Origin of the sequence: Streptosporangium sp. NPDC006007, from assembly GCF_040614315.1 — a bacterium.
GTDB lineage: Bacteria > Actinomycetota > Actinomycetes > Streptosporangiales > Streptosporangiaceae > Streptosporangium.
The window spans coordinates 15,890-40,951 of sequence record NZ_JBEXUG010000032.1; the positions used below are offsets into that span (position 1 = coordinate 15,890).

The window sequence follows — 25,062 nt, forward strand, 5'->3', positions numbered from 1 at the left end:
TTGCAAGTATTCGGCAGGAAAGAAGTTAATAGTTTTCGCTATGGACTAGACCAATCCGGGTGGTCTGAGCCGCTGCCTCCCGGCAGCGCTGAAATATCCCCGGAAATTTCGTTTAGCATCGTGCTATGGCATCCCTGGTCGGTGAAGAACCGCTGTCCTTGACGCAGGAGCTTGACCTCATCGCGTTTGGTCAGCGCCTGAGACACCTGCGTAAACAGCGTGGGCTCACCCTCTCTGACCTGGGTGAACGCGTCGGCCGTGCGCCCAGCCAACTCTCCCTGCTGGAGAACGGCAAACGCGAGCCCAAGCTGTCCCTGCTGAAATCCCTCGCCACCGCGCTGAACGTGCCGGTCGAGGAACTGCTCCGCCGCCAGGCCCCCAGCCGGCGGGCACAGCTGGAGATGGCGCTGGAGGAGGCCCAGCGCGACCCGCTGTACGCGGGGCTTGGCCTGGCCAGACTCAAGGTCTCCGCCCGAGTCCCCAACGACGTGCTCGAACACATCCTCGGCCTCTACGGCGAGTTACGGTCCCGTCAGGCCAAGGGCACAGCCACCCCCGAGGAGGCGCGCGTCGCCAACGCCGAGCTCCGCCGCATGCAGCGTGAGCGGGGCAACTACTTCGAGGAGATCGAGAAGGCCGCGGCCGAGGCGCTCTCCGCGGTCGGCTACCGCGCCGGAGCGCTGTCACAGAGCACCGTGCAGGCGCTGGTCACCCACTTCGGCTACACCGTGCGGACGGTTCAGGATCTGCCCCGTACGGTGCGCTCCATCACCGACCTTCGCAATCGGCGCATCTACGTCAAGCACGAGCAACTCGGTATGCACACCCCGCGCACGATCCTGCTGCAGACCCTCGGCCACCTTGCCCTCGGCCACCACAAACCCCGCGACTTCGCCGACTTCCTGCGGCAGCGGACCGAGGCCAACTACTTCGCCGCCGCCGTCCTGGTGCCCGAGGCCACCGCCGTGCCGTACCTCAGGGAGGCCAAACAGGACCGGGCGCTCAGTGTGGAGGATCTGCGGGACGTGTTCGCCGTCTCCTACGAGATGGCCGCGCACCGCTTCACCAACCTGGCCACCCACTTCCTGGACCTGGTCTGCCACTTCGTCCGCAACAACGCCGGCGGGATCATCTACAAGGCGTACGAGAACGACGGCATCGTCTTCCCCGCCGACGAGCAGGGGGCCATCGAGGGCCAGCGAATGTGCCTGCAGTGGTCGGGGCGGCAGGTCTTCCGCTCCCCGGACCGCTTCTCCGTCTTCTACCAGTACTCCGACTCACCCACCGGCACCTACTTCTGTGTCGCCCACGTCGACCCCTCCCGGGAGAGGGACTTCGCCATCACCCTGGGCGTGCCGTACCGCGAGTCACGCTGGTTCCGCGGCAGGGAGACCACCAACCGCACCAAGTCCGGCTGCCCCACCGGCGACTGCTGCCGCCGCCCGCCCGCCGAGCTCACCCAGCGCTGGGAGGGCTACGCCTGGCCCTCGGCGCGCGGCAACTCCCACGTCCTGGCCGCCCTGCCGCCCGGATCGTTCCCCGGGGTGGACGAGGCCGACGTCTACACCTTCCTGGAACGTCACGCCCGGGAGTGACCCCGCGACAGCGTGAGCGCGGGGTGGCCGAAGAACCGGTAGGCGGGTGCCGTGGCGGGGGCCACACAGCGCAGCGAGCGCAGCACCTCGGCGGGGGGCTCGCCGTCGAGGGCGCGGCGGTAGAACTCCTCCACCAGGCCGTCCCCGACCGCCCTGAACGGGGCGACGGCCCCGCTCGCCCCGGCGAGCAGGAACGGCTGGCAGTCCCCCGGCTCGTCCAGGAAGACGAACGAACCGCCGCCCATGCCCCGGCCCAGCGTCTCGAACGCCGCCCCGCCGGTCGCGAGGTGCACCACGTCCGGCGGATCGCCGAGCAGCGCCAGCACGTCGCCGAGCACGGGATTCACCTGGACGGCGCCGTAGGCGGAGACCAGCGGGTGGGCCTGCGGCCCGCCGTACACGACCGCCATGCCGTCGCTCCCCGCCCGCACCGGCGGCGGCAGCTCGGGGCGCCTGCCACCCAGGGGCCAGCGGCCGGTCACCGCCTGGCAGTTCAGGAAGCCGGGGGCGGACTGGTCGAACGGGTGCTCCAGCACGGCCAGCTCCCAGGGGACGTGCGGCTCCTGGGAGAGGATCAGCACGCTTGGGCGGCGCGGCGCCACCCGGACGGCCACCGCGTTCAGCAGCTCCCAGAAGCCCCGCGGAACCCGCGCGGCGACCTGCCGCCCCACGTTCTCCAGCGAGATGGCCTGCCCGGCCAGCCGCCGCCCGAACTCCGAGGCCCGCATGCCCAGCTCACAGACCTCCGCCTGGTCGGGCGTGACGAAGTGCGGTGACCCGTAGGTCCACCACAGCCTCCCCGGCCGGTCGCCGTGGACGATGACCGCGGTCACATCCGGCGCCTCCCCGTCGTCGGCCGGCCGCACCCGGGTGCCCGCGACCGGGTGCGGGGCGTTCTCCTGGCCGAGCAGGCCGGGGGAGTCGAGGACGGCGAGCGCGCGCACTCCGAAGCCGGTCACCTGCCCCCGCACGGTGTAGACCGCTTGGATCTGCCGGGCGGTCACCGGCTGGTCCTGCGCGAGGGCCACCAGCCCGATCCTCGCCCTGGGGTACGGCGTGGCCGCGTCGAGGCGGAGCCGCACCCGCCATCCGCCGGGCGCCTCGAACCCCTCGGCGATGAGCTGAACGTCCAGATCGACCGGCTCGTGCCCGGACGGCGCCGCCGCCGTACCCTCCGGGACCTCCCCGGGCGACAGGCCGACCTGCACCTCCGCACCCCAGCCGGCCACCACCTCGCCGGGCGCCTCGATCAGCGGGAACGTCTCCGGGGCCGGTCCGGCCGGCACCGTTTCCCGTTCCTGGCGCCGTCTGCGGAAGGCTCCGGTCAGCCGGCCGATCATGGATGTGGCGCGTTCCCCGCCGGGCTCCCCGACAGGTCTCCTGACCTGTCCGCCGTGTCCGCCGTCCCCGCCGTGTCCGCTGTCGTGCTCTCCGCTGCGCGTCCGGCCGGATTCCTGGACGGTGGCCCGGTCGTCCGGGCCGAGCAGCAGGCAGAGCCGTTCCCAGGCCGGGCCGTACTGGACGACCAGCGACATGACGGCGTCGGCCAGCGGCCCCGGAGCCTGCCTGCCCTCCTCGGCCAGCAGCGGATCGAGCCGGTCCCGCAGTTCCCCGGAGGCTCCGCCCAGCAGGTGATCGAGTTCGTCGCGGACGGTGTGTGCCGCCCTCATCACGGCCCCCGGGTCCATATCCGCCCCTCCTCGCTCCGGTCTGAGCCGATCTTCCCACTACGCGGCGGGTACGAGAGCCGGTACCCGGCGAGAATCAGAGCCGCATAAGGTGATATTCGTGAACTCCTAGGTGCGGGAAAGGGTGGGCTGTGCTGCCTGAAGTGGAGGCATGGCTGCGTGAGCGCACCTCAACGTCGGACGACTGGTCGTTGCCGTGGCTGTTGCGGGCCAAGGGCGACACCACGGTCAGCGTCGTGCTGCCCGCGCGTGACGAGGGGGAGACGGTCGGGGAGATCGTCACGGCGATCCGGCGTGACCTGATGGAGAAGGTGCCGCTCGTCGATGAGATCGTGGTCATCGACTCCCGCTCCGTCGACGACACCGCCGTGCGCGCCGCGCAGGCCGGGGCCACGGTGATCGCGCAGGACGAGATCCTGCCTGATCTGAAACCGCTGGACGGCAAGGGGGAGGCACTGTGGAAGTCTCTCGCCGCGACCTCCGGTGACCTGCTCGTCTTCGTCGACGCCGATCTGCGCGAGTTCCACACGTCGTTCGTGACCGGACTGCTCGGCCCGCTGTTCGGCGACCCCGGCGTGGTCTACGTCAAGGGCTGTTACGACCGGCCCCTGCAGAAGGTGCAGAGCGGTGGCGGCCGGGTCACCGAGCTGGTCGCCCGCCCCCTGCTCAACCTGCACTGGCCACTGCTCGCCGGATTCGTGCAACCCCTCGCCGGTGAGTACGCCGGGCGCCGGGCGGTGCTGGAGCGGGTCCCGTTCGTCACCGGGTACGGTGTGGAACTGGCCCTGCTGATCGACCTGCTCGACCTCGTCGGACTCGACGCCCTCGCCCAGGTCGACCTGGGCCGCCGTCTCCACTCCCACCAGTCCGCCGAGGCCCTGGGCGGCATGGCCGCCCAGATCCTGCAGGCCGCCTGGTCGAGGCTGGAACGCCAGAACAAGATGGTCTCGCTGCACACGCCGTCTCCCCGCCTGGCCCAGTTCCGGCGGGGTCCGGGCGGCCACCAGGTGACCGTCCGCGACGTGGCCGTGGGCGAACGCCCCCCCATGGTCACCGTCACCGGAGAGAGCCCCCGCGCCGAGAGCCGCCCCCCGCCCCGGCCGCCGCGATAAGCCATGGCCTCGCTCGCGGCTCGCGCCTTGATCAGCCCTGGCCGGGGCGGGGGGCGGCGCCGCCGAGGTGGGTGGGGCCGTGCGGATCGGCGCAGTGCGCGTCGGCGCCCTCGATGGTGAGCAGCCCGGAAGGCGCGTGGTCGACCTGCATCGTGGTGTGCTCGATGCCGTACTCGTCGTGGACCATCCGCTCGGCCGCCAGGCGCACGGCGTGACAGTCGGCTCCCGGCTCGACCAGGATGTGCGCCGACAGCGCCGGGTAACCCGAGGTGACCTCCCAGATGTGCAGGTCGTGGACCTCGACGACCTGATCCAGCGAGGCGGCCTTCCTGCCGATGTCGGCGGGGTTCATCCCGGCGGGTGCCGCTTCCATGAAGACCCTGCCGGCGTCGCGGACCAGGCCCCAGCCGGCCTTGAACATCAGCGCCGCGACCACGAGGGCGGCGATGGCGTCGGCCCTGCTCCATCCCGTCAGCCAGATGACGAGCCCGGCGACGGTGGTGGCGACGAAGGCGTAGAGGTCGTTCAGGATGTGCTGGAAGGCGCCCTCGATGTTGAGGCTCGACCGGTTGGCCCTGCTGAGCAGCCAGGTCGCGGCGAGATTGACCACGATTCCGGCCAGGCCGGTCACCACGACGTACAGGCCCTCGACCTCCGGCGGCTCGATCAGCCGCCGGACGCCTTCGTAGACGAAGTAGACGCTGAGCAGCAGCAGCGTGATGCCGTTGATCTGCGCCGAGATGATCTCCGCCCGTTTGAGGCCGTAGGTGAACCCGCCCTGCGGAGGCCGCGCCGCGATCCGCATCGCGATCAGGGCGAAGACGATCGCGATGGCGTCGGTCAGCATGTGCCCGGCGTCGGAGATGAGCGCGAGCGACCGGGCGGTGATGCCGATGACCACCTCGACCGCCATGAACCCGATGATCAGGGCGAGCGCGCCGGTCAGATAGCGGCGGTCGGCCTCGGCGCTGACGCCGTGCCCGTGCCCGTGGCCCTGTCCCCGTCCGTGTTCGCGCCCCTGCTCCTGTCCCCGTCCGTGGTTCCGGTCCCGGTCTCCGCCCCGATCTCGGACGGCGCGGTCAGTCATCGTCGCGCCCGTTCGCGCCGTGCCCGATATGGGCGATGGCCAGATCGAAGAGCATCCGCACGTGCGAGTCCGCCAGGCTGTGATAGGCCATCCGCCCGGACCTGCGGACCTTCACCACCCGGTGCATGCGCAGAAGTCGCAGGGCGTGTGAGGCGGCCGACATGCTCTGCCCGGTCGCCGCGGCCAGGTCGCACACGCACATCTCGCCCCCTTCGAGCAGCGCCGCCATCAGGCGCAACCGCCCGGGGTCGGCCAGCAGCCCGAAGACCTCCGCGAGCTCCCGCATCGCCTCCTCGGGGGGCAGCGTCTCGCTCACGGAGGCCACCCGGCCGGCGTCGACGACCGGTGTCACACAGACGTCGGGCACTGTGGCGGCAACATTTGAATGGTTATTCATATATTCAAGTGTAGAGCGGCCGGGCGGCACGTCAAGACACCCCTCTTGATCGCCCGCAGGGGCCGGACGGGCCGGAGGTTCGCCCATCTCGTGTGGTGCGGGGCGGCGGATCCGCCGTGGGTGGCCGGAGGGCCGGGGTGACGTATGAATGGTTGCTCAACTTTTCCTTCCAGGAGGTTTCGGGGCGGCTACCGACGGTCATTAAAGGTAACGGCAGGTTACTTTCAAGGCAAAGAGGTGGTCATGGCCTGGGTGACCGACCGTTCCCGCCCTCGGATCCCCGCCACTCGGCCGCCGGACGCGCGCGGAGCGGCATGTCCGGCGGCGGGAGAACGATCGCCCGCTCCGGAAAGACGCGGGAGGCCGGCCCGGCCGGCTCCGCGTACCCCGGTTTCCTCCCACAGATCCGAAAGCACCGCGAATCCGAAAGCACCGCGAAGGGCTCGGTGAACAGACCGTGAGCGAAGGACACAGGAGGCACGACCCGGAGCACGCCCCCCTGGTCGTGGTCGCGGACATGTCCGCGATGGGGCGTGGCCCGGGCTTCCATGCCCCGGGAGGCGGGGTGCTGACCCCCGCCGACGTGCGCAACAAGGTGTTCACCACCGTTCGCCTCCGCGAGGGTTACGACCTGGCCGAGGTCGACACCTTTCTCGGCCAGGTCGAGATCGCCCTGCGCGGGGTTCTCCAGGAGAACGCCGACCTCAACGCCCGGCTGGCCGGCACCGACGCCCGTGCCGGCCAACCGGCGCCCCACTCGGCGGGCGACAGCGCGGCGCGGATCGTGGCACTTGCCAGGGAGGCCGCCGACCGGGAGATCTCCAGGGCGCAGGAGGAGGCCAGGAGGGTGGTCGCCGGAGCCTACGTCCAGGCCGAGGCGGTGGAACGGCAGGCCGTGGGCAGGGCCGAGGCCCTTGAGCGTGACGTGCGGGACAGGCACCGCGCGGCCCTGGAGTCCGTGGAGAGCCTTCAGACGGCCCGCGAGGACCTGTCCGCCGTCGTGCGAGAGTACGGCAGCCGCCTCGTGGGGAGCCTGGAGGAGCAGGTCCGTCAGGTGCGGAACCTGCTCCATGAGCTGGAGGGGCAGGCCGATCCCGGGGGGCAGGGCGGTCTGTCACCGGCCGGTTCCGTTTCCCGGACGGCACCAGTTCCCGTTCCGGTGACCTCCGCCTCCCGCGCGGCGGACGCCACGTTCTCCACGGCGAACTCCAGGGCCACGGCCGGTGTCACGGTCTCGCCGGCCGGCTCCACGACCAGCCCCGTGGTCCCGTCGGCCACTCCCGCGGCCGACTCCCCGGCCTCCCCGGCGCGTCACGCGGACATCGGGCGCCACGGCGGCGACATGCGCCCCCGAGGTATGTCGTGATCTCCGGCTGGGGGGCGTCTCCGTGGTATGTCGTGGTCCCTGACCTCCGAGGTCTCATCGACAAGGGGTGGTGACAATGCCGCTGGCGCATTGGGCACGGGCGGTTCCGGTGCTGGAGGACGGGCGGCCCCCCGGCTCCGGCACCTGGATCGCGGTGGCGCTGGTCTGCCTGGCCACCCTCGCGGGGGCGTGGCTGGCACGGTCCAACGCCCGGCATGTGGCGGGCTGGCTGACGGTCGCCTCCGTGGTGATGCTGATCACCGCCGTGACGGACATGCTTCCGGACGCGTGGCACGACGCGGTCGAGGTCGGAGTGCCCCTGTGGGGCCTCGGGGGCGCGGTGGCGGTCGGCTTCCTGGTGGTCACCTATTTCACCCGCAGGGCGTGCGGGCACGGCCACGAGGAGAGGCGGGCCGCCGGAAACCACGCCCCCGGCCGTCACCGCCGGGTCAACGAGATGGTCGGGGCCGCCCTGTACGGCGGGATGGGAACCGCGGCCGCGCTGACCGTTCACCGGGCGATCGAGGGGGCGACGCTGGCGCTGAGCACCTCCGCCGTGGTCGTGATAGCGCTGGCCGTGCACTCCGCCAGCGAGGGGCTGGCACTCACCGCTCTGCTCGACATGGCCAAGCAGTCCTTGACCCCGTGGCTGGTGGTGTCGTGCGCGAGTCCTGGGATCGGGGTCCTGATCGCCACCGCCGGCCCCCTGCCGAAGGGTGCTGTGCCTCTGCTGCTCGGTGTGGTGACCGGAATCATGCTGCGCACGGCGCTGGTCGGCATGAGACTCGCGGCCCGCAACCAGGAGGGCGGCCTGTCACGGTGGCAGCTGACCTTCGCGGCGGTCGCCGCCGTCACGATCGGCACGTTCATGATGTTCGCCCACTGAGGCCCTCCGACTCCGGCGCCGGCCACGCCGGAGTCAGCGATCGACGTCGGCCGGGCGAACGCCGGCCGACCAGCGTTGCTCGATGCGGCCCAGATGCCACACCGTGAGCGCGATGATCCAGGTGGCCACGAACAGGGCGACGCCGCCGTAGCCGACGTAGTTGAGGTCAAGGGCGGCGATGGCCCCCAGGGGGCCGGACCGGATGCCGAGTTTCTCGGAGAGCAGGCCGATCAGCTCGATCGCTCCGATGATCATCGCGACGGCGACGGACAGCGCGGTGATGGTGATGTTGTAGTAGACCTTGCGCACGGGTTTGGAGAAGGCCCAGCCGTAGGCGAAGTTCATGAAGCAGCCGTCCATGGTGTCCAGCAGGCTCATCCCGGCGGCGAACAGCACGGGCAGGGTCAGGATCGCGTACCACGGCAGGGCGAACGCGGCGGCCCCGCCCGCCAGCACGAGCAGGGAGATCTCGGTGGCGGTGTCGAAGCCGAGGCCGAACAGCACGCCGACCGGATACATGTGCCAGGGCTTGCGCACGGCCTTGGTCGCTCCGCCGAGGACGCGGTTCATGAGGCCCCGCCTGTTGAGCTGCTCCTCCAGTGCGGCCTCGTCGTAGGCGCCGCGGCGCATCTGCCGGAAGACCTTGACGATCTGCCACAGGATCACGGCGTTGATCGCCGCGATGACCATGAGGAAGATGCCGGAGACCAGGGTGCCGATCAGGCCGGTGACGGTCTGCAGCGGGGATGCCCGGTTCTCGACCTGGCCGGCCAGGGTGCGGACGCCGACGCCGAGCAGGAGGCACAGCGCGAAGACGATGGTGGAGTGGCCCAGAGAGAACCAGAAGCCCACCGAGACCGGGCGCCGGCCGTCGGCCATGAGCTTGCGGGTGGTGTTGTCGATGGCCGCGATGTGGTCGGCGTCGAAGGCGTGCCGCATGCCCAGGACGTAGGCGGTGACGCCCAGCCCGACAGTGAAGGCCCCCGCCTGGCCCAGCCGGTAGTTGTGCGGGGCGACCAGGACGATCAGGGAGAGCCAGCCCGCGATGTGCAGTGCCGCGATGACGAGGGCCATCCCCGCGATGCGGCTCCACTCCCCGCCGGAGAGGGGGCGCCTGCGCGCGGAGCCCGAGATGGCGGCGGGTGAACTCATAGGGCCGCTCCGACGGAGACGGACAAATACCCTACAAACCTAACTTCACTGCAAAAGAGGTGCAATAGCGATATATATGCTTAAAGGTCATGATACTTGCTGGTGTTGGTACGGAGAGATTGCCAAAGGCGCGGCGCGGCGACTCAGCGCCGCCACGACAGAGCGGCAGTAGCGAGGATCGAGGATGCGGTAACGGCGGGACCGCGGGCCGGTTCCGCACCTGCCCGTCATCCTCCACAGCTCCGCGGTGCCGGGGTCCATAATCACGGGCGGAAGCGTTGAGCCGTACCGTTCACCCGAAAACGCGGGGCCGCGAGACCTCCTGCGGGTATCCCAGGACCGGTGTGCCCCGGACCGGAACGGCACTCTCATGACCGGCTTGAAGTGCGGGCCGGGTAGGAGGGTGCCGTTCGTCACGGCTGCGGGTGACCTACTACGGCTTGCGGGCGACGCCGCAGAACTGGGACACCTCGTTGGGCTCGCCCCACGGGGTGGGTTCGTGACGCCAGCGGGAACAGGACACCACGCCGGGCTCAAGCAGTTCCAGGCCGTCGAAGAAACCGGCGAGCTGGGCGCGGTCACGGGCCACGATCGGGGTGCCGCCGCGTTCCATGAACCGCCGCATCGCCTCGTGCATGGCATCGCCGTGAACCTCGGCGGTGGCGTGCGCGATCGCCAGATAGCTGCCGGAGGGGATGGCGTCGATCAGGTCCCGTACGACCCCCAGGGCCTCGTCGTCGTCCACGAGGTGGTGCAGGATCCCCAGCAGCATCAGCCCCACCGGCTTGGTGAAGTCGAGGGTCTCCGCGGCGACCTCCAGAATGTGACGGGGGTTTCGTAGGTCGGCGTCGATGTAGTTGGTCAAACCCTCGGGAGTGCTGACGAGCAGGGCGCGGGCGTGGGTCAGGACCAGCGGGTCGTTGTCGACGTAGACGATCCGGCACTCCGGCGCGATCCGCTGGGCGACCTCGTGGGTGTTGTCGGCGGTGGGCAGGCCAGTGCCGATGTCCAGGAACTGACGGATCCCGGCGTCGGCGACCAGGTGGGTGACGCAGCGGCCCAGGAACGCCCGGTCGGCACGTGCCGAGTCGGCTATGCCGGGGATGAGCTGCTCGACCATGGTCCCTGCGTCGCGGTCGGCCGGGTAGTTGTCCTTGCCGCCCAGCCAGTAGTTCCAGATGCGGGCCGAGTGTGGCCGGTCGAAACCGAGGTCGATGGGTTGGCCTGGGTCACGGGGGGTGCTCATGGGCGCTTCCGTTCATGCGGTATTCGCACCGGATATGGTCAGCCTAGTTGATCACGCACACCGTGATCGCGGCAAACCTCGCCCGCTTCCCGCCTTCCGCCGTCTTCTCAGGTACGTGTCCCGATAGGGCCGGGACACCGTGACCGAGACTCGCACGGAGCCGGTGTCACCCACATCGAAGTCGGCATCGGCGCGGCCTGACCACCGGCGTTGCCAAAACTGTGCATTGTCCCGCACGTCGCTCAGATGGTTCGCGCACCCGCGAACCAGACTGTGGTCATGAGCGAGCGTGACGCGGGCGTGGCAGCGGCGCGGGCCGAGTACGCGGGCGCCGTGTACGGCTCGCTGCTGGCCGCCTCCGTGGTCGCGGGCAGCACCGTCGAGGGCGGGCCGCCTTCGGCGGCGGACCTGGTGATCCTGCTGATCTGTACGGGGGTCGTGTTCTGGATCACCCACGTGTACGCCCAGCTCGTCAGCCGGGGATACCCGACACGGGCCTTCACCTGGGCGAACGTCCACGGGATCGCCAGGCAGGAATGGCCGCTGGCCCAGGCGTCCTTCCCTCCGGCCATCGCCGCCGCCTTCGCCTCGGCGTTGGGGGCGTCGGACGCGGTGGCGGCCTGGGTGGCGCTGTGCGTGGCGGTCGCCGGCCAGGTCACCTGGGCGGTCGTCGCCGCGCTGAAGACCCGCTGGACCACGGGCGTCGTGGTGGTCTCCGGGATCGCCAACCTGATCCTCGGGCTGGCCATCATCGTGCTCAAGACCCTGGTCTCCGCCCACTGAGCGCGTGGACCCGGCCAACAAGAAGATCACGATCGAGCATGTGCTTCCGGAGACCTCCACTCTGGAGTGGCTGGGGCAGCCGGCGGCAAGGAGGTCGAGCTGCCGCACAGACAGCCCGTTCACACCCTTGGCGACCTGACGCTGAGCGGCTATGACTCCGCTCTGGGCAATGTCCCGTTCGGCAGGAGGCGGGACCTGCCGGCGCAGAACGGGATCGCGATGAACCAGGAGATCTCCGTGCGGACGCGGTGGAGCAAGTGCGGTGCCCTCGTGCTCACGTCGCGAGGGTCAGACGACGCTGGTGAAACTCCTCTACGTCTTTCATGCCGGGATAGCGCGCGGTAAGGACCTCGTCGAGGTAGGCGGCACGGGAGTGGACACGTTCGACTATCCGGGGTGACTCCAGGGCTTGGGAGGCCATTGTGATGGCCTCGTCGGGGGAGCCAAGTCCGGCGAGGGCAATGCCGAGATCGATTCGAGCGATCGCTTCGCGGCTGGGGGATCGGATCTCGATCGGCTTCGACTCGTGTGTGGCGACCGCTGCCTCCGCACGCTGACGTGCCTTCTCGAAGTCACCCAGCGAGATGTAGGCCGCCGCCGGATAGTCGGTCATCGTGTGCCCTGCAGCCAGAGCGCCCATGTCGATTCCGAAGCGTCCTGCCGCACGTGCGGGTAGCCGCCCGTATATTTCCTCGGCCGAGTGAAGTAGCGACTCACACTCTGCTCGCTGTCCAAGGTGGGCGTGCGCCCGGGCTGCTTGGACGCTCAGCCGTAGGGTCAGTACATGATCGGCGGGCGTTTTGGTCATGCCTCTTCGTGCGGCTGAAATGGCGAGATCCGGTCGCCTGGCATTCATCGAGATGGAGGCCGTGACGTTGGCCGCCCAGGCATACAGCTCGTCGTGTCCGGCCTGGTCTGCATACTCGAAGGAGTCGATGGCATATGCGCGAGCGGCAACAGGGTTGCTTAGCTCATAAGCCAGCCAGGCGAGGGTCTCCGACAGCCACCCGGCATAGACGAACAGCTCACGACCCTCCTTGAGTGTGTGCGGGCTGCGGATGAGCTGGTCCACCCGCTGACGGTAGGCACGGGCAACAGCGAACACGTCGGCCGGTGACCGTCGGTGGAAGCCTCCGACGATGTCGGTCACCGCGACCTCAAGATGATCGAGAGTCGCGCGGCCGACGGCGGTTTGGCCGGCGCGGCGGGTGAACTCCATGGCCTCTTCGGCGGCGTCGCCCAGCACCCGGCCCATGGCGGTGGCCAGGCCGACCTTGAGCGCATCACGGCGGTTCGTGGGATCACCTGCTCCCTCATGATGCTCGGGGGATCGGCCCCCATTGTCCGTTGTGCCGTCGTATGGGCTCAAGGTGCGCTCGGGTGCGAACAGGATGGCCTCGGGGATGCCCATCGCCCGGCTGAACAGCAACCGGTAGCGCTCCGACAGCATCGCGATCACACCGGACTCCCACCGGCGGATCGTGCGCACCAGCGACTCGTGATCGGGCAGGTCACGACCGGCATCCCCGGCCGCCGCCCGCAACCGCCGCGCCGTGGTGTGCACATCCCAGCCCAGCGTCTTGCGCTCGGCACGCACCCGCACCGCCCACGCGGGAAACACGCCGTCTCCGGCCACCGCCATCACCTCTTGAATTGACCCCGTCGGGAACACCCGCCACACCCATTGTCACTCTCCGAAATCGACCGTGCGCGATATCGGAGACACCGGTGTGGCCGGTGGCCGAAAGAGGACACGACGCGTGGTCGCATCGGCGGAGACGGGATCCGTCCGTGGTTGTTAATCGATCGGCTCTGAGTGGGGGGCGTTCAGGGGCAGAGTGCACTCGGGGGTGCGCCACGCCGACTGCCTGTCGAGTGTTATTGGGTTGATATGAGATGTTTTGGGGTGTTTTAGGACCTCGGTCGTCAAGGAAACAATTAGACCTGCCGGGTAAGTCCGGCTCCCGGCGTCCTCCGGCGTCCTCCGGCGTCCTCCGGCGTCCTCCGGCGTCCTCCGGCGTCCTCCGGCGTCCTCCGGCGTCCTCCGGCGTCCTCCGGCGGCCCCGCGGTTCTCCGGTCCTGCCGTGTTCCGCCGGTCGAGGCCGAAGAACACGCGGGGACAGCCGATGTGATCGGCGTCGTCGCCCGTTGCCACCCTCCGTGATCAGCCTCCCCCGTCTTCTACTGGCGTCGATGGATTCGGTGACCGGAGGTGGGCGCGCGGTGGACGAGCGAACGGAGGGAAACGTGGTGGCGGGATGGGAACTGGCCCGGCGGCTGCCGTGGTGGACGGTCTGGTACGGCGAGCACACCGGGAGTTTCTGGGCGGTTCCCCGGGCCGGGCACCTGTCGGCCGTACCGCACATCGAGGCGGCGACCCCGCAGGAGCTGGAGCGCGCGGCCAGGCACATCGAGCATGTCGTCGCCCGGCGGGGAGCGCCGCCGTACGGCGAGCCGTCCGCCGGGGAGGCAGCCCCTTTCGGAAGGGAGGCGCGGGGCGGGCCACCGGGAGCCGGGAGTCCACCGCCGGGCCGTACGCCCCGGGGATCCCGGTGACCGTGGAGAGGGCGCTCGGCGAGCTCCGCCGTGAACTGCACGTTCTCGGGGTGCCGACCGAGGAGCGGGACGTTTTCTGGATGCGCTCCGGGGATCCGATGCTCAGTCTCGCGCCGGGCCTGGTCGTCTGGGTGGGTGCCGAGTGGTTCCGGTGGATCGGTGAGAGGTGCAGGTGGCGCTACCACGCGGTCGGCGACCCGGCCGGAGCGGCCCGTCTGATCCACCGAATCCACAGGCATCCCCGGGAGGAGCCGCCGGGAGGCGGCGGCGCCGCACAGCGGTGATCTCCCCGGGCTCGTCAATCCCGCTGCCTCCGGCCCGATGTTCGTCCGCGAGCACAGGGGCGCGGTGTCGCACCGCTCGGACTGAGACGTCTCGGGCGGACGTCAGGAGGGTCAGGCGGGGGAGGATGTCAAGGGAGCGGACGGTTTCCCGCTCGTCGCCTCGGCGCGGTGCCTGGCGACGAGGGCCGCGTGGGTGGGGCCGTCCGGCGCGTGGAAGAGGCGGTTGGAGGCGAACTCCTTACGCAGGACCGGCACCACCTCCTCGCCGAGGAAGTCGATCTGCTCAAGTACGGTCTTCAGTGGCAGCCCGGCGTGGTCCACCAGGAACAGCTGGCGCTGATAGTCGCCGAAGGAGTCCCGGAAGGTGAGGGTCTTGTCGATGACCTCCTGGGGGCTGCCCACGGTGAGGGGGGTCCTCTCGGTGAACTCCTCCAGTGACGGACCGTGGCCGTAGACGGGCGCGTTGTCGAAGTAGGGGCGGAACTCGCGTACCGCGTCCTGAGAGTTGCGCCGGATGAAGACGTGGCCGCCGAGTCCGACGACGGCCTGTTCGGGGGTGCCGTGCCCGTGGTGCGCGAAGCGCTCCCGGTACAGCTCGATCAGGCGCATGAAGTGCTCTCTCGGCCAGAAGATGTTGTTGGCGAAGAACCCGTCGCCGTAGCGGGCGGCCTGTTCGGCGATCTCCGGGCTGCGGATCGAGCCGTGCCAGACGAACGGCGGAACCCCGTCCAGCGGCCGGGGCGTCGAGGTGAACGCCTGAAGCGGTGTGCGGAAACGCCCCTCCCAGTCCACCACGTCCTTGTGCCACAGCTCGTGTAGCAGCGCGTAGTTCTCGATGGCCAGCGGGATGCCCTGACGGATGTCCTGCCCGAACCACGGGTAGACCGGCGCGGTGTTGCCGCGGCCCAGCATCAGGTCGACGCGTCCGCCGGCCAGGTGCTGCAGCATCGCGAAGTCCTCGGCGATCTTGACCGGGTCGTTCGTGGTGATCAGGGTCGTGGATGTGGAGAGGATGAGCCGCTCGGTCCGCGCGGCGAGGTAGCCGAGCATGGTCGTCGGCGACGACGGCACAAAGGGCGGATTGTGATGCTCGCCGGTCGCGAAGACGTCGAGATCGACCTCCTCGGTCTTGAGGGCGATGGCGACCATCGCCTTGATCCGCTCGTGTTCGGTCGGCGCCCGGCCGGTGGTGGGGTCGACGGTGACGTCGCCCACCGTGAAGATCCCGAACTGCATCGTGCTCGTCCTCCTCACTGCCAAAAACTGTTGAGCGTTCAGCCACTCCTGGTATTGCGAAGATCAACCCTATTCCCGCCTCCCGTCCGTCCCCCGTTCGCATCCGCCGTCGCGGAGCCGCAGCGGGGCATCCGGTCGTGCGTGGAGACCATGTCGCCTGGCACGGCGGGGAGGTCTTCAAGGGCCGCGCCTTGGCCGCGGCTTGGCCGCGGCTTGAGGGGCCGTCCGTGACGGCGCCGGGGACGCGAGGTGTGTCACCGTCCGGGGTGTGCCCGGTGACCTCGCCGGAGGGACGGCACCCGCCCCCGCCGGAACACCGATGTCACCTCCGGTGGGAAGGACGAGGGTGGGTGAGCCACCGGTAGACGGCCGCGGTGGTCAGTCCGTAGACCAGGTGCGGGACGGCGTCGGCGACCCAGGAGGACGCCTCCCAGTCGCGCGGGTCGGTCAGCCCGAGCGCGGTGAGCGGGGTGTCGGAGGCGGACATCGCGGCCACGGACAGCCCGAGGGCGGCCACCGGCAGGGACGGGCGCCGGTCACGGGAGAGCAGGCCGTACAGCGCCCCGACCCCCAGACCCGTGGCGTATCCGAGCAGCGCGCCCAGGCCGTCACGGCGGTTCTCACCGACGCCACCGGAGCCGAGGTCGACGCCGAGGCGCCCGGCGAGGTCGTCGGCGGCCTCGCCGGGCAGTTCGCTGGCCGGACGGCCGCGCACGGTCATGTCCAGGTAGGTGACGACGTTCAGCGCGGTGGTGCCCGCCGCGGCCGCGACGACCCCGGCCACCACATTCCGTCCGCATGACATGCGTGTTCCCCCCGAACGATCCCCGCCGCCCCTCGGACCCGCCTCCGAGGCGGTGACCAGGTGGATATTCCCGCCGATGCCATGACCAACCGCCGTCGTCCGCCGTCTCCGGTGACCCGCCCCGCGCTCCGTTACCGTCCCACGTCCCCTGTTACCGGCCCGCGTTCCGTGATCGGTTCCGTGCCCGGTGATCAGCCGCCGGGCACGGCGCGCCGCCGTTCCTCGTACAGCAGGCCGAGCCGGTCGATCCGCCAGAGCTGGGCGAGCACGACGAGCGTCATGCCGAAGACGGTCGGCCAGACGAGGAGGGCGATCAGGCCCCAGACCAGCAGCGCGAACCCGGCGACGCCCAGGGGAATCAGCAGCCGCAAGATCCCCCGATGCCCCTGCGGCACCTGATCGGGCTTGAGCAACCACAGTTTCTCGCCGTAGATCCCCCTGGCGGCCCAGCCTCGCGGGGTCTCGATCGGCGGGAACACGTGCGGGTTCAGCCAGAGCCAGACGATCACGGCGGCGATCGGAAGCAGCGACCACCAGCCGATCCAGGTCCGGCTCCAGATGGCGAGGATCATCGCGGGGATCGCGGCGAAGCGTGTGTAGACGCTCCACGGGTTGGCGTGCCGCTTCCACGCCTCATCGGTCATACGGAAGGTGTCGGCCACCACGGTCAGTGGTTTCATGCCGGCCTCCAGGGGAGTGAGGGGCCGTGGGCCTGGTGAGGCCCACGGCGAGGGTACGGATGGTGGCCTCCAGCACCTCTCCGTAGGTGGCGCCGTAGTCCTCGCGATGCGCGACCACGAGCCCCACCGTCCGGAGCACGCTGATGAGGATCTCGGGCGCGAGGTCGTCCACGATGAGACCCTGACGTTGGCCGGAGCGGAGGAAATCGACCAGCGGTGCGACGACGTACGGGTTCACTCTGGCGACCTCGGCCTCACCCACCCGCCTGCTGACCGCGCGCAGCTCGTCGGGGTGGCTGAGCAGGCGCCGGTAGAAGGGGTCGTTCGACAGCAGGTCGGTCAGTGCCCGCATCACCTCCACCAGGGCCTCGGTGTCGGGGCGCCGGTCGGCCGCCCTGGCCAGGGAGGCTCCGATGAGGGGGGCTCGGCGGACCATCACCTCCAGGTAGAGCGCCTCCTTGGAGTCGAAGAACGCGTAAAAGCTGCTCTTGGCGATGCCCGCCGGAGCCACCAGCTCCTCCAGTGAGGTCTTCTTCACCCCGTGCGCGGCGAAGAGCCGCTCGGCGGTCTCCAGCAGGCACGCGGTGATGCGCTCGCGGTCTTCCGCGTCGAAGGCGATGGCCATGCTCTCCTCGTTAAAGCTATGAACGAATCGTTTTTATGTTCATAGCTCACCCTACGGCAACCCCCGCGGTCTGTCGACGAGAACGTCGGCGGACGGATCCGTTTGGGGGACGGGGGAGGCGGAAGTCCCCTGTGGTGGGGACTTTCGGCGGCTGCGCCGCCCGGCGGGGAATGATCGTATGAGAGATGACAATCACGGAGGTCGATATGACGGCACATGTAGTGGTGGGTACCGACGGTTCGTCCCCGGCGAACGCGGCGGTCGAGTGGGCGGCCGACGAGGCGGCCCGGCGCGGGTGCGCGCTGAGAATCGTTCATGTGCGCGAGCCGTGGGTCTACGACTCCTCGCACCGGACCGCGTCCGGTTTCCGTGACTCCCTGACGGAGCAGTCCCGGGCCGTGCTGGACGCCGCGGCGCGTCTGGCGGGTGAGCGGGTCCCGGGCCTCGCGGTGGACACGTCGATGGAGACCGGCCGGGTGGCCGAGGTCATGCGGCGCGAGGCCGAGGGCGCCGAGCTGGTCGTGGTGGGCAGCCGCGGGCGAGGCGGGTTCGCCGGGCTGCTGCTCGGCTCCGTATCCCTCGCGCTGGCCGGGCACGTGACCACGCCGGTCGTGGTCGTCAGAGGAGAGCCCAAGCAGGTGTACGGCGAGGTCGTCGTGGGGTTCGACCAGTCCCCGGAGTCGGAGGCCGCACTGCGGTACGCCTTCCAGGAGGCCGTCCGCCGTGGTGCGCGGCTGCGTGCGATCCACTCCTGGGAGTTGCCCGTCCTGGCGGCGGGTGCCACCGCCTACACGCCGCTGGTCGAGGATGTCTTCGAGGCCGAGCGACGTCTGGCCGCGGACACCCTCGTTCCGTGGCGGGAGAGGTATCCGCGGGTCGAGGTGGAGGAGACGGTGCTCTACGGGCACCCGGTCCGCGACATCTGCGAGGCCTCGGCCGCCGCGGACCTCGTCGTGGTCGGGTCACGCGGACTGGGCGGGTTCGGCTCGGCCGTACTGGGTTCGGTGAGTCACGGGGTGCTGCACCACGCCGGCTGTCCCGTCGCCGTGGTGCGCGCCGGGAAGGACGAGTGATCGGACGTCCGGAGGGGGCCCGCGAGTCCGCGAGCCCGGAAGAAGGTGCGGCCGGGGAGGTGCTTCGCGGGGGACGTGACGGGGGTGTGCCGCAGGGGACGTGACCGGACGTTCATCTGCAGGATGGCTGCTTTCGGATAGGTGGCCACTGTCCTGGACAATTAGGACGAAAGTCCTCTTCGGCGAGGCCTGCCGGCCCTACGGCGGGCCTCCGGCGGTCCGAGATTCTTACGAGGACATCACTTGTGAGACGGAGCGCCCATGGACGTCTTGGACCTGTCACGCTGGCAGTTCGGGATAACGACGGTCTACCATTTTCTTTTCGTCCCGTTGACGATCGGCCTGTCGGTCATCGTGGCCGGACTGCAGACCGCCTGGTATCGCACCGGCAAGCCCGCCTACCTGCGGCTGACGAAGTTCTGGGGAAAGCTCTTTCTGATCAACTTCGCGATGGGCGTGGTCACCGGCATCGTGCAGGAGTTCCAGTTTGGGATGAACTGGAGTGACTACTCCCGTTTCGTGGGTGATGTGTTCGGTGCCCCCCTGGCGATGGAGGGCCTGATGGCCTTCTTCCTGGAGTCCACCTTCCTCGGACTGTGGATCTTCGGCTGGGACAGGCTGTCGCCCAGGCTGCACCTGGCGACGATCTGGGCGGTGGCGATCGGCACCAACCTGTCGGCCTACTTCATCCTGGCGGCCAACTCGTGGATGCAGCACCCGGTCGGCTACCGGCTCAACCCCGAGACCGGCCGGGCCGAGCTCACCGACATCTGGGCGGTGCTCACCAACTCCACCGCCCTGGTCACCCTCCCGCACGTCATCTTCGGCGCGTTCATCACCGCCGGGGCGTTCATCACCGGTGTCAGCGCCTGGCAGCTCCTGAAGAAGCGGCACATCGAGCTGTTCCGCACCTCGGCGCGGATGGCGATGGCCGTCACCCTGGTCGCCTCGGTGGGCGTCGCCTTCAGCGGCCACTGGCAGGCGCAGATCATGACCGAGCAGCAGCCGATGAAGATGGCCGCGGCCGAGGCGCTCTGGGAGGACGAGTCCTCCGCGGGCTTCTCGATCTTCGCCGTCGGTGACGTCGCCCGTGGCCGCAACCACATCAACCTGCAGATCCCCTACGGTCTCAGCCTGCTGTCCACCAACACCCTGGACGGCCGGGTCGAGGGCATCAACGACGTCCAGGCCCGTTACGAGGCCCTGTACGGCCCCGGCGACTACCGGCCGATCATCGGCGTGGCCTACTGGTCCTTCCGGCTGATGATCGGGTTCGGTGTGCTGGCCGCGCTGCTCGCGGCGGCGGGTCTCTGGCTCACCCGGCGTGGCAGGCTCCCGGAGAATCCGTGGTTCCACCGGATCGCGATCTGGGGCATCGGCCTGCCGTTCCTGGCCAACTCCCTGGGGTGGATCTTCACCGAGATGGGCCGCCAGCCGTGGACCGTCTTCGGTGTCATGCGCACCGCGGCCGCGGTCTCGCCGGGTGTCGACATCCCCGAGGTCGCGATAACCCTGGTCGGCTTCACCCTGCTCTACGGCGTGCTCGCGGCGATCGAGGTCCGGCTGCTGCTGAAGTTCATCCGGATCGGTCCCGAGGACGAGCCCGGTCAGGAGTCCGCGGACGTCGCCCCCGCCCTTTCCTACTAAACCTTCCTTAATCGTGTTAAGGATTTCTACCAAGGACCGTTCATGGAACTCACCACCGTCTGGTTCCTGCTCATCGCCGTACTGTGGACCGGCTACTTCGTCCTGGAGGGCTTCGACTTCGGCGTCGGCGTCCTGCTGCCCTTCCTCGGCAGGGACGAGACCGACCGGCGGACGATCCTGGCCACCATCGGACCCGTCTGGGACGGCAACGAGGTCTGGCTGATAGTCGCCGGAGGCGCCACCTTCGCCGCCTTCCCCGAGTGGTACGCCACCCTGTTCTCCGGCTTCTACCTGCCGCTCTTCGCGATCCTGGTCGCGCTCATCCTGCGCGGGGTCGCCATCGAGTATCGAGGTAAGAGCGACAACCCGCGTGGCTGGGACCGCTCCATGTTCTTCGGCTCGCTGCTGCCGGCCTTCCTGTGGGGCGTGGCGTTCGCCAACATCGTCCGGGGCGTCCCGCTGGACGCCGACCACGAGTACACCGGTTCGCTGCTCACGCTGCTCAACCCGTACGCGCTACTGGGCGGCCTGGCCACGCTCACACTGTTCACCCTGCACGGCGCGCTTTTCCTGACGCTGCGCACCGAGGGTGACCTACGGGCGCGCGCCGCCACCCTGAGCAAACTGCTGGCCCTGGCCGCATTGGCCGTGGGCGGCGCCTTCCTGGTGATCACTCAGCTCACCGTGGGCAGGCCGGCCACCTGGGTCGTGGCCGGGATCGCCGCGGCGGGGATCGGGGCGTCGCTGCCCGCCACCCTGCGCGGCCGGGACGGCTGGGCGTTCACCGCCAGCGCGGTGGCGATCGTCGCGGTCACCGTCACCCTCTTCGGCAACCTCTGGCCCAACGTGATGCCCGCACTGGATCCGGCCAACAGCCTGACCGTCGACAATGCCTCCTCCACCCCCTACACGCTGGCGGTGATGACCTGGGTCGCGGTCGTCTTCACCCCGCTCGTGCTGGCCTACCAGGGCTGGACCTACTGGATCTTCCGCCGCCGGCTCACCCGGAGCAGGTCTTAGCCGGTCCGCGGAGGGTGCCGTCGTGTCTCCGGCGCCCTCCGCCGGTGCCGGACCCGGCAGGCGGTGCGGGGTGGACCATCTCCGTCTCCGGCGTCTTCCCTGATCGGGATCCGGCTCCCGGCCCGGTTCCGCGATCGGGGAAGACGGGCTCTAGCAGCAGACCCGGATGCCGGCCATCTGGTCGGTGCGGACGGTGATGAAGTGGTCGCGGCCGTCGGGCATCCACGGAATCAGCGGAAGTCTCGACAGCCGTGCGACCTCCTTGGGAGCGTGGACCGCCCGCGCGTGCCCGACCACGGTGACCGACCAGCCGCTACGCATCGCGGCGTCGAAGTCGTCGGCCTCGAAGGCCACCACGGCGTCGATCGCCGCCGTGGCCAGCTTCGAGCCCGCCGTCGTGCGGATCACGATCTCCGTACCGTCCAGGCAGAAGGCCACGGGCTGGACCGCGGGCAGAGCGCGATCGGTGAAGACGATTCGTCCGATCGGGACGGAGGAGAGGAGCTCTCCGCACTCCAGGCGGGAGAGCGTCTGCGAACAGGTGGAGTCCAGCTTCATATTTCCAGCCTGCCCGAGGTGGGGAGGGCTGTTCAGGGCCGAAGGTCCCGTCATTCGTGACGATCTGCCTTCATCCGGGCCGCCAGCGCCGCCACCTGGGTACGGCGCTGCATGCTGAGCTTGGCCAGCAGGTTCGAGACGTAGTTCTTGACGGTCTTCTCCGCCAGGAACATCCGCTCGCCGATCTGCCGGTTGGTCATGCCCTCGCCGATCAGCTCCAGGATGAGGCGCTCCTGGTCCGACAGGGCCGCGAGCGGATCCTTCACGCTCGCCTGGTCGCGCAGGCGCCGAAGCATGCTGGAGGTGGTCTGCGGGTCCAGCAGCGACTGGCCGGTGGCCACCGTCCGCACCGCCCCGACCAGGTCCGAGCCGTGGATCTGCTTGAGCACGTATCCCGCGGCGCCCGCCATCACCGCGTTGAACAGGGCCTCGTCGTCGGCGAACGAGGTCAGCATCAGGCAGGCCAGCTCCGGCATCTTGGACCGGACCTCGCGGCACACGTCCACGCCGCTGCCGTCGGGCAGCCGCACGTCCAGGACCGCCACGTCCGGCCGGAGCGCCGGGATGCGGGCCACCGCCGACTCCACGGTCCCGGCCTCACCGATGACCTCGATGTCGTTCTCCGACTCCAGCAGCGCGGCCACGCCTCGCCGTACCACCTCGTGATCGTCTACCAGGAAAACGCGAATCATGTTCCGCACGCTATTGCCTTTCCGGCCCGAGTGGGTAGAGGGCCGGCTCCCCGCCCGATGAGACCCGGCCCCGTCCACGCCCGTGACCCGGATCACAAGGATGACGCGGTTCGGCCGGTGAAGCGGGCGGCGTGGACCGTGGCGGCTCCGCCTTCTTACCGGGATCGCCGGTTGCCGCCGGTGGCGTGGAGGCGGTGAAGGTCGAGGATCGGCTGCAGGAACCAGAGGCAGCCGGCGGTCAGAGCCACCGCGCCGCCTAAGAGCACGGCGGGCAGGTTGCCGACGGCGATCTCCATGACCAGCGCGATCGCACTGGTCATGGAGATCACCAGGGCGACCATGCCGACGGTGCCGATCCGGTTGGCCCGGCGGAGCATCTTCTCCTTCAACGGGGTTCGGAAGAGCAGTAGATGCTGGGCCGCGGGGGTGATGAAGCACACCGAGGTCAGGGCGCTGCTGAGCAGCGCGAGGAGGAACAGCCACCGGCCGGCCGGGGTGACCTTCGGGAAACCGGCCTGGAAGGGAAGGGTGAGCAGGAAGGCGAACAGCACCTGGACCCCGGTGACGGAGACGCGCAACCCCTGGAGGAGCTCGCCCAGCTCCCGGTCTATCCGCGCCTTGCCGCTCTCACCGGGCGCGGGGGCCTCATCCCCAGAGGGGCTCCTGTTCACCTGATCTGTCCAGAACACATGGAACGCGACCTTCGGCCTTGTCGTGTCGATGATGCGCCGAGGCGTGGAGTCCGGGCAACCCGGCGCGCGTCAAGGGGCCTCGGCGGGATGGCCCTCCGTCTCCGGCGGCCCCACCACCCCTGGGCGCACTACTGCCCGGTTGACGGGGCGCACATCCCGAGCCGGGGTGAGCGGGGACTGCCGGAGACCCTCACGAGGGGCCGGTCGGACGGCCGGTCAGAGCTTCACCGGTAGCTGTTCCAGCCGCCACGAGGCGGGTATCGGCTGGCGCCGCAGATCCGCGGGGGCGACGGCGAGGGCGAGATCGGGGAAGCGGCGCAGCAGTGCCCCCAGTGCGACCTCACCCTCCTGGCGGGCCAGCGCCGCGCCCAGGCAGTAGTGCAGGCCGTACCCGAACCCGAGGTGGTTCTCCCGGCGACCGTCCGGCTCCCGGGTGATGTCGAGCCGCTCCGGGGCGTCGAACTCGCGCGGGTCGTAGTTGGCGCTCACCAGTATCGCCATCACGGGCTCACCCTGCCGCACGCGCATACCGCCGATCTCGACGTCCTCGGACGCGTAACGGAGCTGCGTCCCCTGGACGGGGCCGCACCAGCGCATGAGCTCGTGGACGGCGCGGGGGGTCAACGCCGGATCGCTCCGGAGCAGGGCGAGCTGATCGGGGTGCGTGAGCAGGGCGGCGACACCGTTGCCGATCAGGTGGGCGGTGGTCTCGTGCCCCGCCAGGATCAGGGTCAGGACCATGGTGATCATCTCAGCGTCGCTGAGCCGGTCACCGTCCTCGTCGTGGGTGCGGATCAGCCCGGTGAGCAGATCGTCGGTGGGGGTGACGCGTCGCCGTTCGATCAGCGCGTCTATCCCCTCGACGAGGCTCCGCAGCGTGGCCGCGAACTCCTCCGGCTCCATGGTCATCAGGGATTTGCCCCACTCCCGCCACCGCGGGCGGTCCTCTTCGGGGATGCCGACCAGTTCGCAGATGACGGTGATCGGCAGAGGGTAGGCGAAGTGCTCGATCAGGTCGACGACGCCGTCCTGGGCCATGCCTTCGAGCCGGTCGAGGAGATTCTCGGTGATCTCCTCGACCCGTGGCCGAAGCTCCATGACCCGGCGCGCGGTGAACGTGCGGGACACGAGTTTACGGAGCCGGATGTGGTCGGCGCCGTCGGCGGCGAGGACGCTCTTCGTCACGTACGGCATGTACTCCTCAGGGACCCCGCGAGCCCGAAGCTGCCTGTCACGGGTGCTCCGCACGTCCAGTCCCGGCACGTTCGCCGGGTCGTTGACGAACCGGGGGTCGCTCAGCACCCGCTTGACGTCGTCGTACCGGGTCACCAGCCAGATCGGCGCCTCGGGGTCGAAGAGGACGCTCCGGACCAGGGGCGCCCTCTCACGCATCGTGGAGTACTCCCCGAAGGGATCCTCCAGCAGACCGGGGTCCATGAGGTTCACCGGGGCGAGGGCGCCGGTCGTGTCGGACTCCGTCGAAGCGCTCATTGTTTCCCTCCTCGGGGCATCAGGTGAGTTTCCACCTGTTGACTTCCGCGTGTTCTCTGCTGCGTTCCCGTACATTCTCGTGCGCCGGATCCGGCGTGCGTCCCGGTGGCCCGCCGCATTCCGTGTCCGGCCCGTCGTGCCCGATTAACCGCGCCTGTCCTGTTATGCCACCATACGCGCTGGTTCTGTATTCCCGAGTGATCGTGCCCACTTTCGCCGCCCCCGGAAACCTCATTTGCTGTTCGCCGAAAAAGGAAGTCGGTGGCGGATCCCCGGCCGATTCCGGTGACGGCCTGGACTGGGGCTTGCTGTGGCGGGGTTTCCGTTACGACGTGGTACGGCAGTCGCTTCAGGGGGTGGCGGAGCGTCGGCGGGCGGGCCGGCCCTGGAA

Annotated in this window: 24 protein-coding genes; 10 read left to right on the forward strand and 14 right to left on the reverse strand. The window is 69.6% G+C overall.

The genetic code is table 11. The features are described from left to right. The first annotated feature begins 158 nt into the window (after positions 1-158). On the forward strand, positions 159-1,595 hold the full coding sequence (locus ABZ194_RS22500; RefSeq protein ID WP_355598996.1) for a helix-turn-helix domain-containing protein: 1,437 nt from the start codon (positions 159-161) through the stop codon (positions 1,593-1,595). Here the strand turns inward: ABZ194_RS22500 and ABZ194_RS22505 are convergent. Beyond that, positions 1,580-3,283: a hypothetical protein gene (locus tag ABZ194_RS22505; protein ID WP_355598958.1), complete on the reverse strand. Its 1,704-nt coding sequence runs from the start codon at positions 3,281-3,283 to the stop codon at positions 1,580-1,582. The two genes, ABZ194_RS22500 and ABZ194_RS22505, sit on opposite strands and share 16 nt — an antisense overlap. Before the next feature lie 131 nt (positions 3,284-3,414). Between ABZ194_RS22505 and ABZ194_RS22510 the strand changes: the two genes are divergently transcribed. Next, complete coding sequence (locus ABZ194_RS22510) at positions 3,415-4,395, forward strand: glucosyl-3-phosphoglycerate synthase (protein WP_355598959.1); 981 nt, start codon at positions 3,415-3,417, stop codon at positions 4,393-4,395. Between the two features lie 31 nt (positions 4,396-4,426). Here the strand turns inward: ABZ194_RS22510 and ABZ194_RS22515 are convergent, their stop codons facing one another. Together ABZ194_RS22515 and ABZ194_RS22520 are read right to left on the reverse strand one after the other, a co-directional pair. Further along, on the reverse strand, positions 4,427-5,482 hold the full coding sequence (locus tag ABZ194_RS22515) for a cation diffusion facilitator family transporter (protein WP_355598960.1): 1,056 nt from the start codon (positions 5,480-5,482) through the stop codon (positions 4,427-4,429). After that, on the reverse strand, positions 5,475-5,879 hold the full coding sequence (locus tag ABZ194_RS22520; protein ID WP_355598961.1) for a metalloregulator ArsR/SmtB family transcription factor: 405 nt from the start codon (positions 5,877-5,879) through the stop codon (positions 5,475-5,477). Before ABZ194_RS22520 ends, ABZ194_RS22515 begins: the two co-directional genes overlap by 8 nt. Positions 5,880-6,336: 457 nt before the next feature. Here ABZ194_RS22520 and ABZ194_RS22525 point away from each other — a divergent pair, with 457 nt between their 5' ends. Continuing rightward, positions 6,337-7,245: a DivIVA domain-containing protein gene (locus ABZ194_RS22525; RefSeq protein ID WP_355598962.1), complete on the forward strand. Its 909-nt coding sequence runs from the start codon at positions 6,337-6,339 to the stop codon at positions 7,243-7,245. A 76-nt stretch (positions 7,246-7,321) separates the two neighbouring features. After that, positions 7,322-8,131, forward strand: coding sequence for a hypothetical protein (locus ABZ194_RS22530; RefSeq protein WP_355598963.1), 810 nt, complete (start codon positions 7,322-7,324; stop codon positions 8,129-8,131). 33 nt (positions 8,132-8,164) lie between these two features. On the opposite strand, the gene ABZ194_RS22535 is transcribed toward ABZ194_RS22530, so the two are convergent. Beyond that, complete coding sequence (locus ABZ194_RS22535; protein WP_355598964.1) at positions 8,165-9,283, reverse strand: HoxN/HupN/NixA family nickel/cobalt transporter; 1,119 nt, start codon at positions 9,281-9,283, stop codon at positions 8,165-8,167. A gap of 433 nt (positions 9,284-9,716) precedes the next feature. Beyond that, complete coding sequence (locus ABZ194_RS22540; protein WP_355598965.1) at positions 9,717-10,529, reverse strand: SAM-dependent methyltransferase; 813 nt, start codon at positions 10,527-10,529, stop codon at positions 9,717-9,719. Positions 10,530-10,808: 279 nt separating this feature from the next. On the opposite strand from ABZ194_RS22540, the gene ABZ194_RS22545 reads away from it, so the two are divergent. After that, positions 10,809-11,312 carry a hypothetical protein gene (locus tag ABZ194_RS22545; RefSeq protein WP_355598966.1) on the forward strand — a complete coding sequence of 168 codons (504 nt, stop codon included), beginning with the start codon at positions 10,809-10,811 and terminating at the stop codon, positions 11,310-11,312. Positions 11,313-11,586: 274 nt separating this feature from the next. Here the strand turns inward: ABZ194_RS22545 and ABZ194_RS22550 are convergent, their stop codons facing one another. Continuing rightward, on the reverse strand, positions 11,587-12,948 hold the full coding sequence (locus tag ABZ194_RS22550; protein ID WP_355598967.1) for a hypothetical protein: 1,362 nt from the start codon (positions 12,946-12,948) through the stop codon (positions 11,587-11,589). 587 nt (positions 12,949-13,535) lie between these two features. On the opposite strand from ABZ194_RS22550, the gene ABZ194_RS22555 reads away from it, so the two are divergent. Both ABZ194_RS22555 and ABZ194_RS22560 read left to right on the forward strand, forming a co-directional pair. Continuing rightward, entirely contained in the window at positions 13,536-13,868 is a 333-nt protein-coding gene (locus ABZ194_RS22555; RefSeq protein WP_355598968.1) for a hypothetical protein, read from the forward strand. Further along, positions 13,865-14,152 (forward strand): hypothetical protein, encoded by a 288-nt coding sequence (locus ABZ194_RS22560; protein ID WP_355598969.1) that lies wholly within the window; start codon positions 13,865-13,867, stop codon positions 14,150-14,152. The genes ABZ194_RS22555 and ABZ194_RS22560 overlap by 4 nt, the downstream gene beginning before the upstream one ends. Positions 14,153-14,263: 111 nt before the next feature. On the opposite strand, the gene ABZ194_RS22565 is transcribed toward ABZ194_RS22560, so the two are convergent. The 4 genes from ABZ194_RS22565 to ABZ194_RS22580 form a co-directional block, all read right to left on the reverse strand. Further along, positions 14,264-15,388, reverse strand: a complete 1,125-nt coding sequence (locus ABZ194_RS22565) for an LLM class flavin-dependent oxidoreductase (RefSeq protein ID WP_355598970.1) — start codon at positions 15,386-15,388, stop codon at positions 14,264-14,266. Between the two features lie 322 nt (positions 15,389-15,710). After that, positions 15,711-16,193: a hypothetical protein gene (locus tag ABZ194_RS22570; protein WP_355598971.1), complete on the reverse strand. Its 483-nt coding sequence runs from the start codon at positions 16,191-16,193 to the stop codon at positions 15,711-15,713. 191 nt (positions 16,194-16,384) lie between these two features. Then, positions 16,385-16,873, reverse strand: a complete 489-nt coding sequence (locus tag ABZ194_RS22575) for a DUF6653 family protein (RefSeq protein ID WP_355598972.1) — start codon at positions 16,871-16,873, stop codon at positions 16,385-16,387. Continuing rightward, on the reverse strand, positions 16,827-17,498 hold the full coding sequence (locus ABZ194_RS22580; protein WP_355598973.1) for a TetR/AcrR family transcriptional regulator: 672 nt from the start codon (positions 17,496-17,498) through the stop codon (positions 16,827-16,829). Before ABZ194_RS22580 ends, ABZ194_RS22575 begins: the two co-directional genes overlap by 47 nt. 206 nt (positions 17,499-17,704) lie before the next feature. On the opposite strand from ABZ194_RS22580, the gene ABZ194_RS22585 reads away from it, so the two are divergent. The 3 genes from ABZ194_RS22585 to cydB all read left to right on the forward strand — a co-directional run bounded on the left by ABZ194_RS22585 (position 17,705) and on the right by cydB (position 21,238). Further along, complete coding sequence (locus ABZ194_RS22585; RefSeq protein ID WP_355598974.1) at positions 17,705-18,571, forward strand: universal stress protein; 867 nt, start codon at positions 17,705-17,707, stop codon at positions 18,569-18,571. Positions 18,572-18,832: 261 nt separating this feature from the next. Next, positions 18,833-20,218 carry a cytochrome ubiquinol oxidase subunit I gene (locus tag ABZ194_RS22590; protein ID WP_355598975.1) on the forward strand — a complete coding sequence of 462 codons (1,386 nt, stop codon included), beginning with the start codon at positions 18,833-18,835 and terminating at the stop codon, positions 20,216-20,218. Positions 20,219-20,260: 42 nt separating this feature from the next. Continuing rightward, positions 20,261-21,238: a cytochrome d ubiquinol oxidase subunit II gene (gene cydB / locus ABZ194_RS22595; protein WP_355598976.1), complete on the forward strand. Its 978-nt coding sequence runs from the start codon at positions 20,261-20,263 to the stop codon at positions 21,236-21,238. A 150-nt stretch (positions 21,239-21,388) separates the two neighbouring features. Here the strand turns inward: cydB and ABZ194_RS22600 are convergent, their stop codons facing one another. From ABZ194_RS22600 to ABZ194_RS22615, 4 genes are all read right to left on the reverse strand, one after another. Further along, the gene (locus ABZ194_RS22600; protein ID WP_355598977.1) at positions 21,389-21,796 is read right to left on the reverse strand and encodes a pyridoxamine 5'-phosphate oxidase family protein; all 408 of its coding nucleotides are present in this window, start codon (positions 21,794-21,796) and stop codon (positions 21,389-21,391) included. Positions 21,797-21,846: 50 nt separating this feature from the next. Continuing rightward, the gene (locus ABZ194_RS22605) at positions 21,847-22,488 is read right to left on the reverse strand and encodes a response regulator transcription factor (RefSeq protein WP_355598978.1); all 642 of its coding nucleotides are present in this window, start codon (positions 22,486-22,488) and stop codon (positions 21,847-21,849) included. 155 nt (positions 22,489-22,643) lie between these two features. Further along, positions 22,644-23,159, reverse strand: a complete 516-nt coding sequence (locus tag ABZ194_RS22610; RefSeq protein ID WP_355598979.1) for a DUF6328 family protein — start codon at positions 23,157-23,159, stop codon at positions 22,644-22,646. 237 nt (positions 23,160-23,396) lie between these two features. Continuing rightward, on the reverse strand, positions 23,397-24,671 hold the full coding sequence (locus ABZ194_RS22615) for a cytochrome P450 (RefSeq protein ID WP_355598980.1): 1,275 nt from the start codon (positions 24,669-24,671) through the stop codon (positions 23,397-23,399). Positions 24,672-25,062 lie beyond the last annotated feature (391 nt).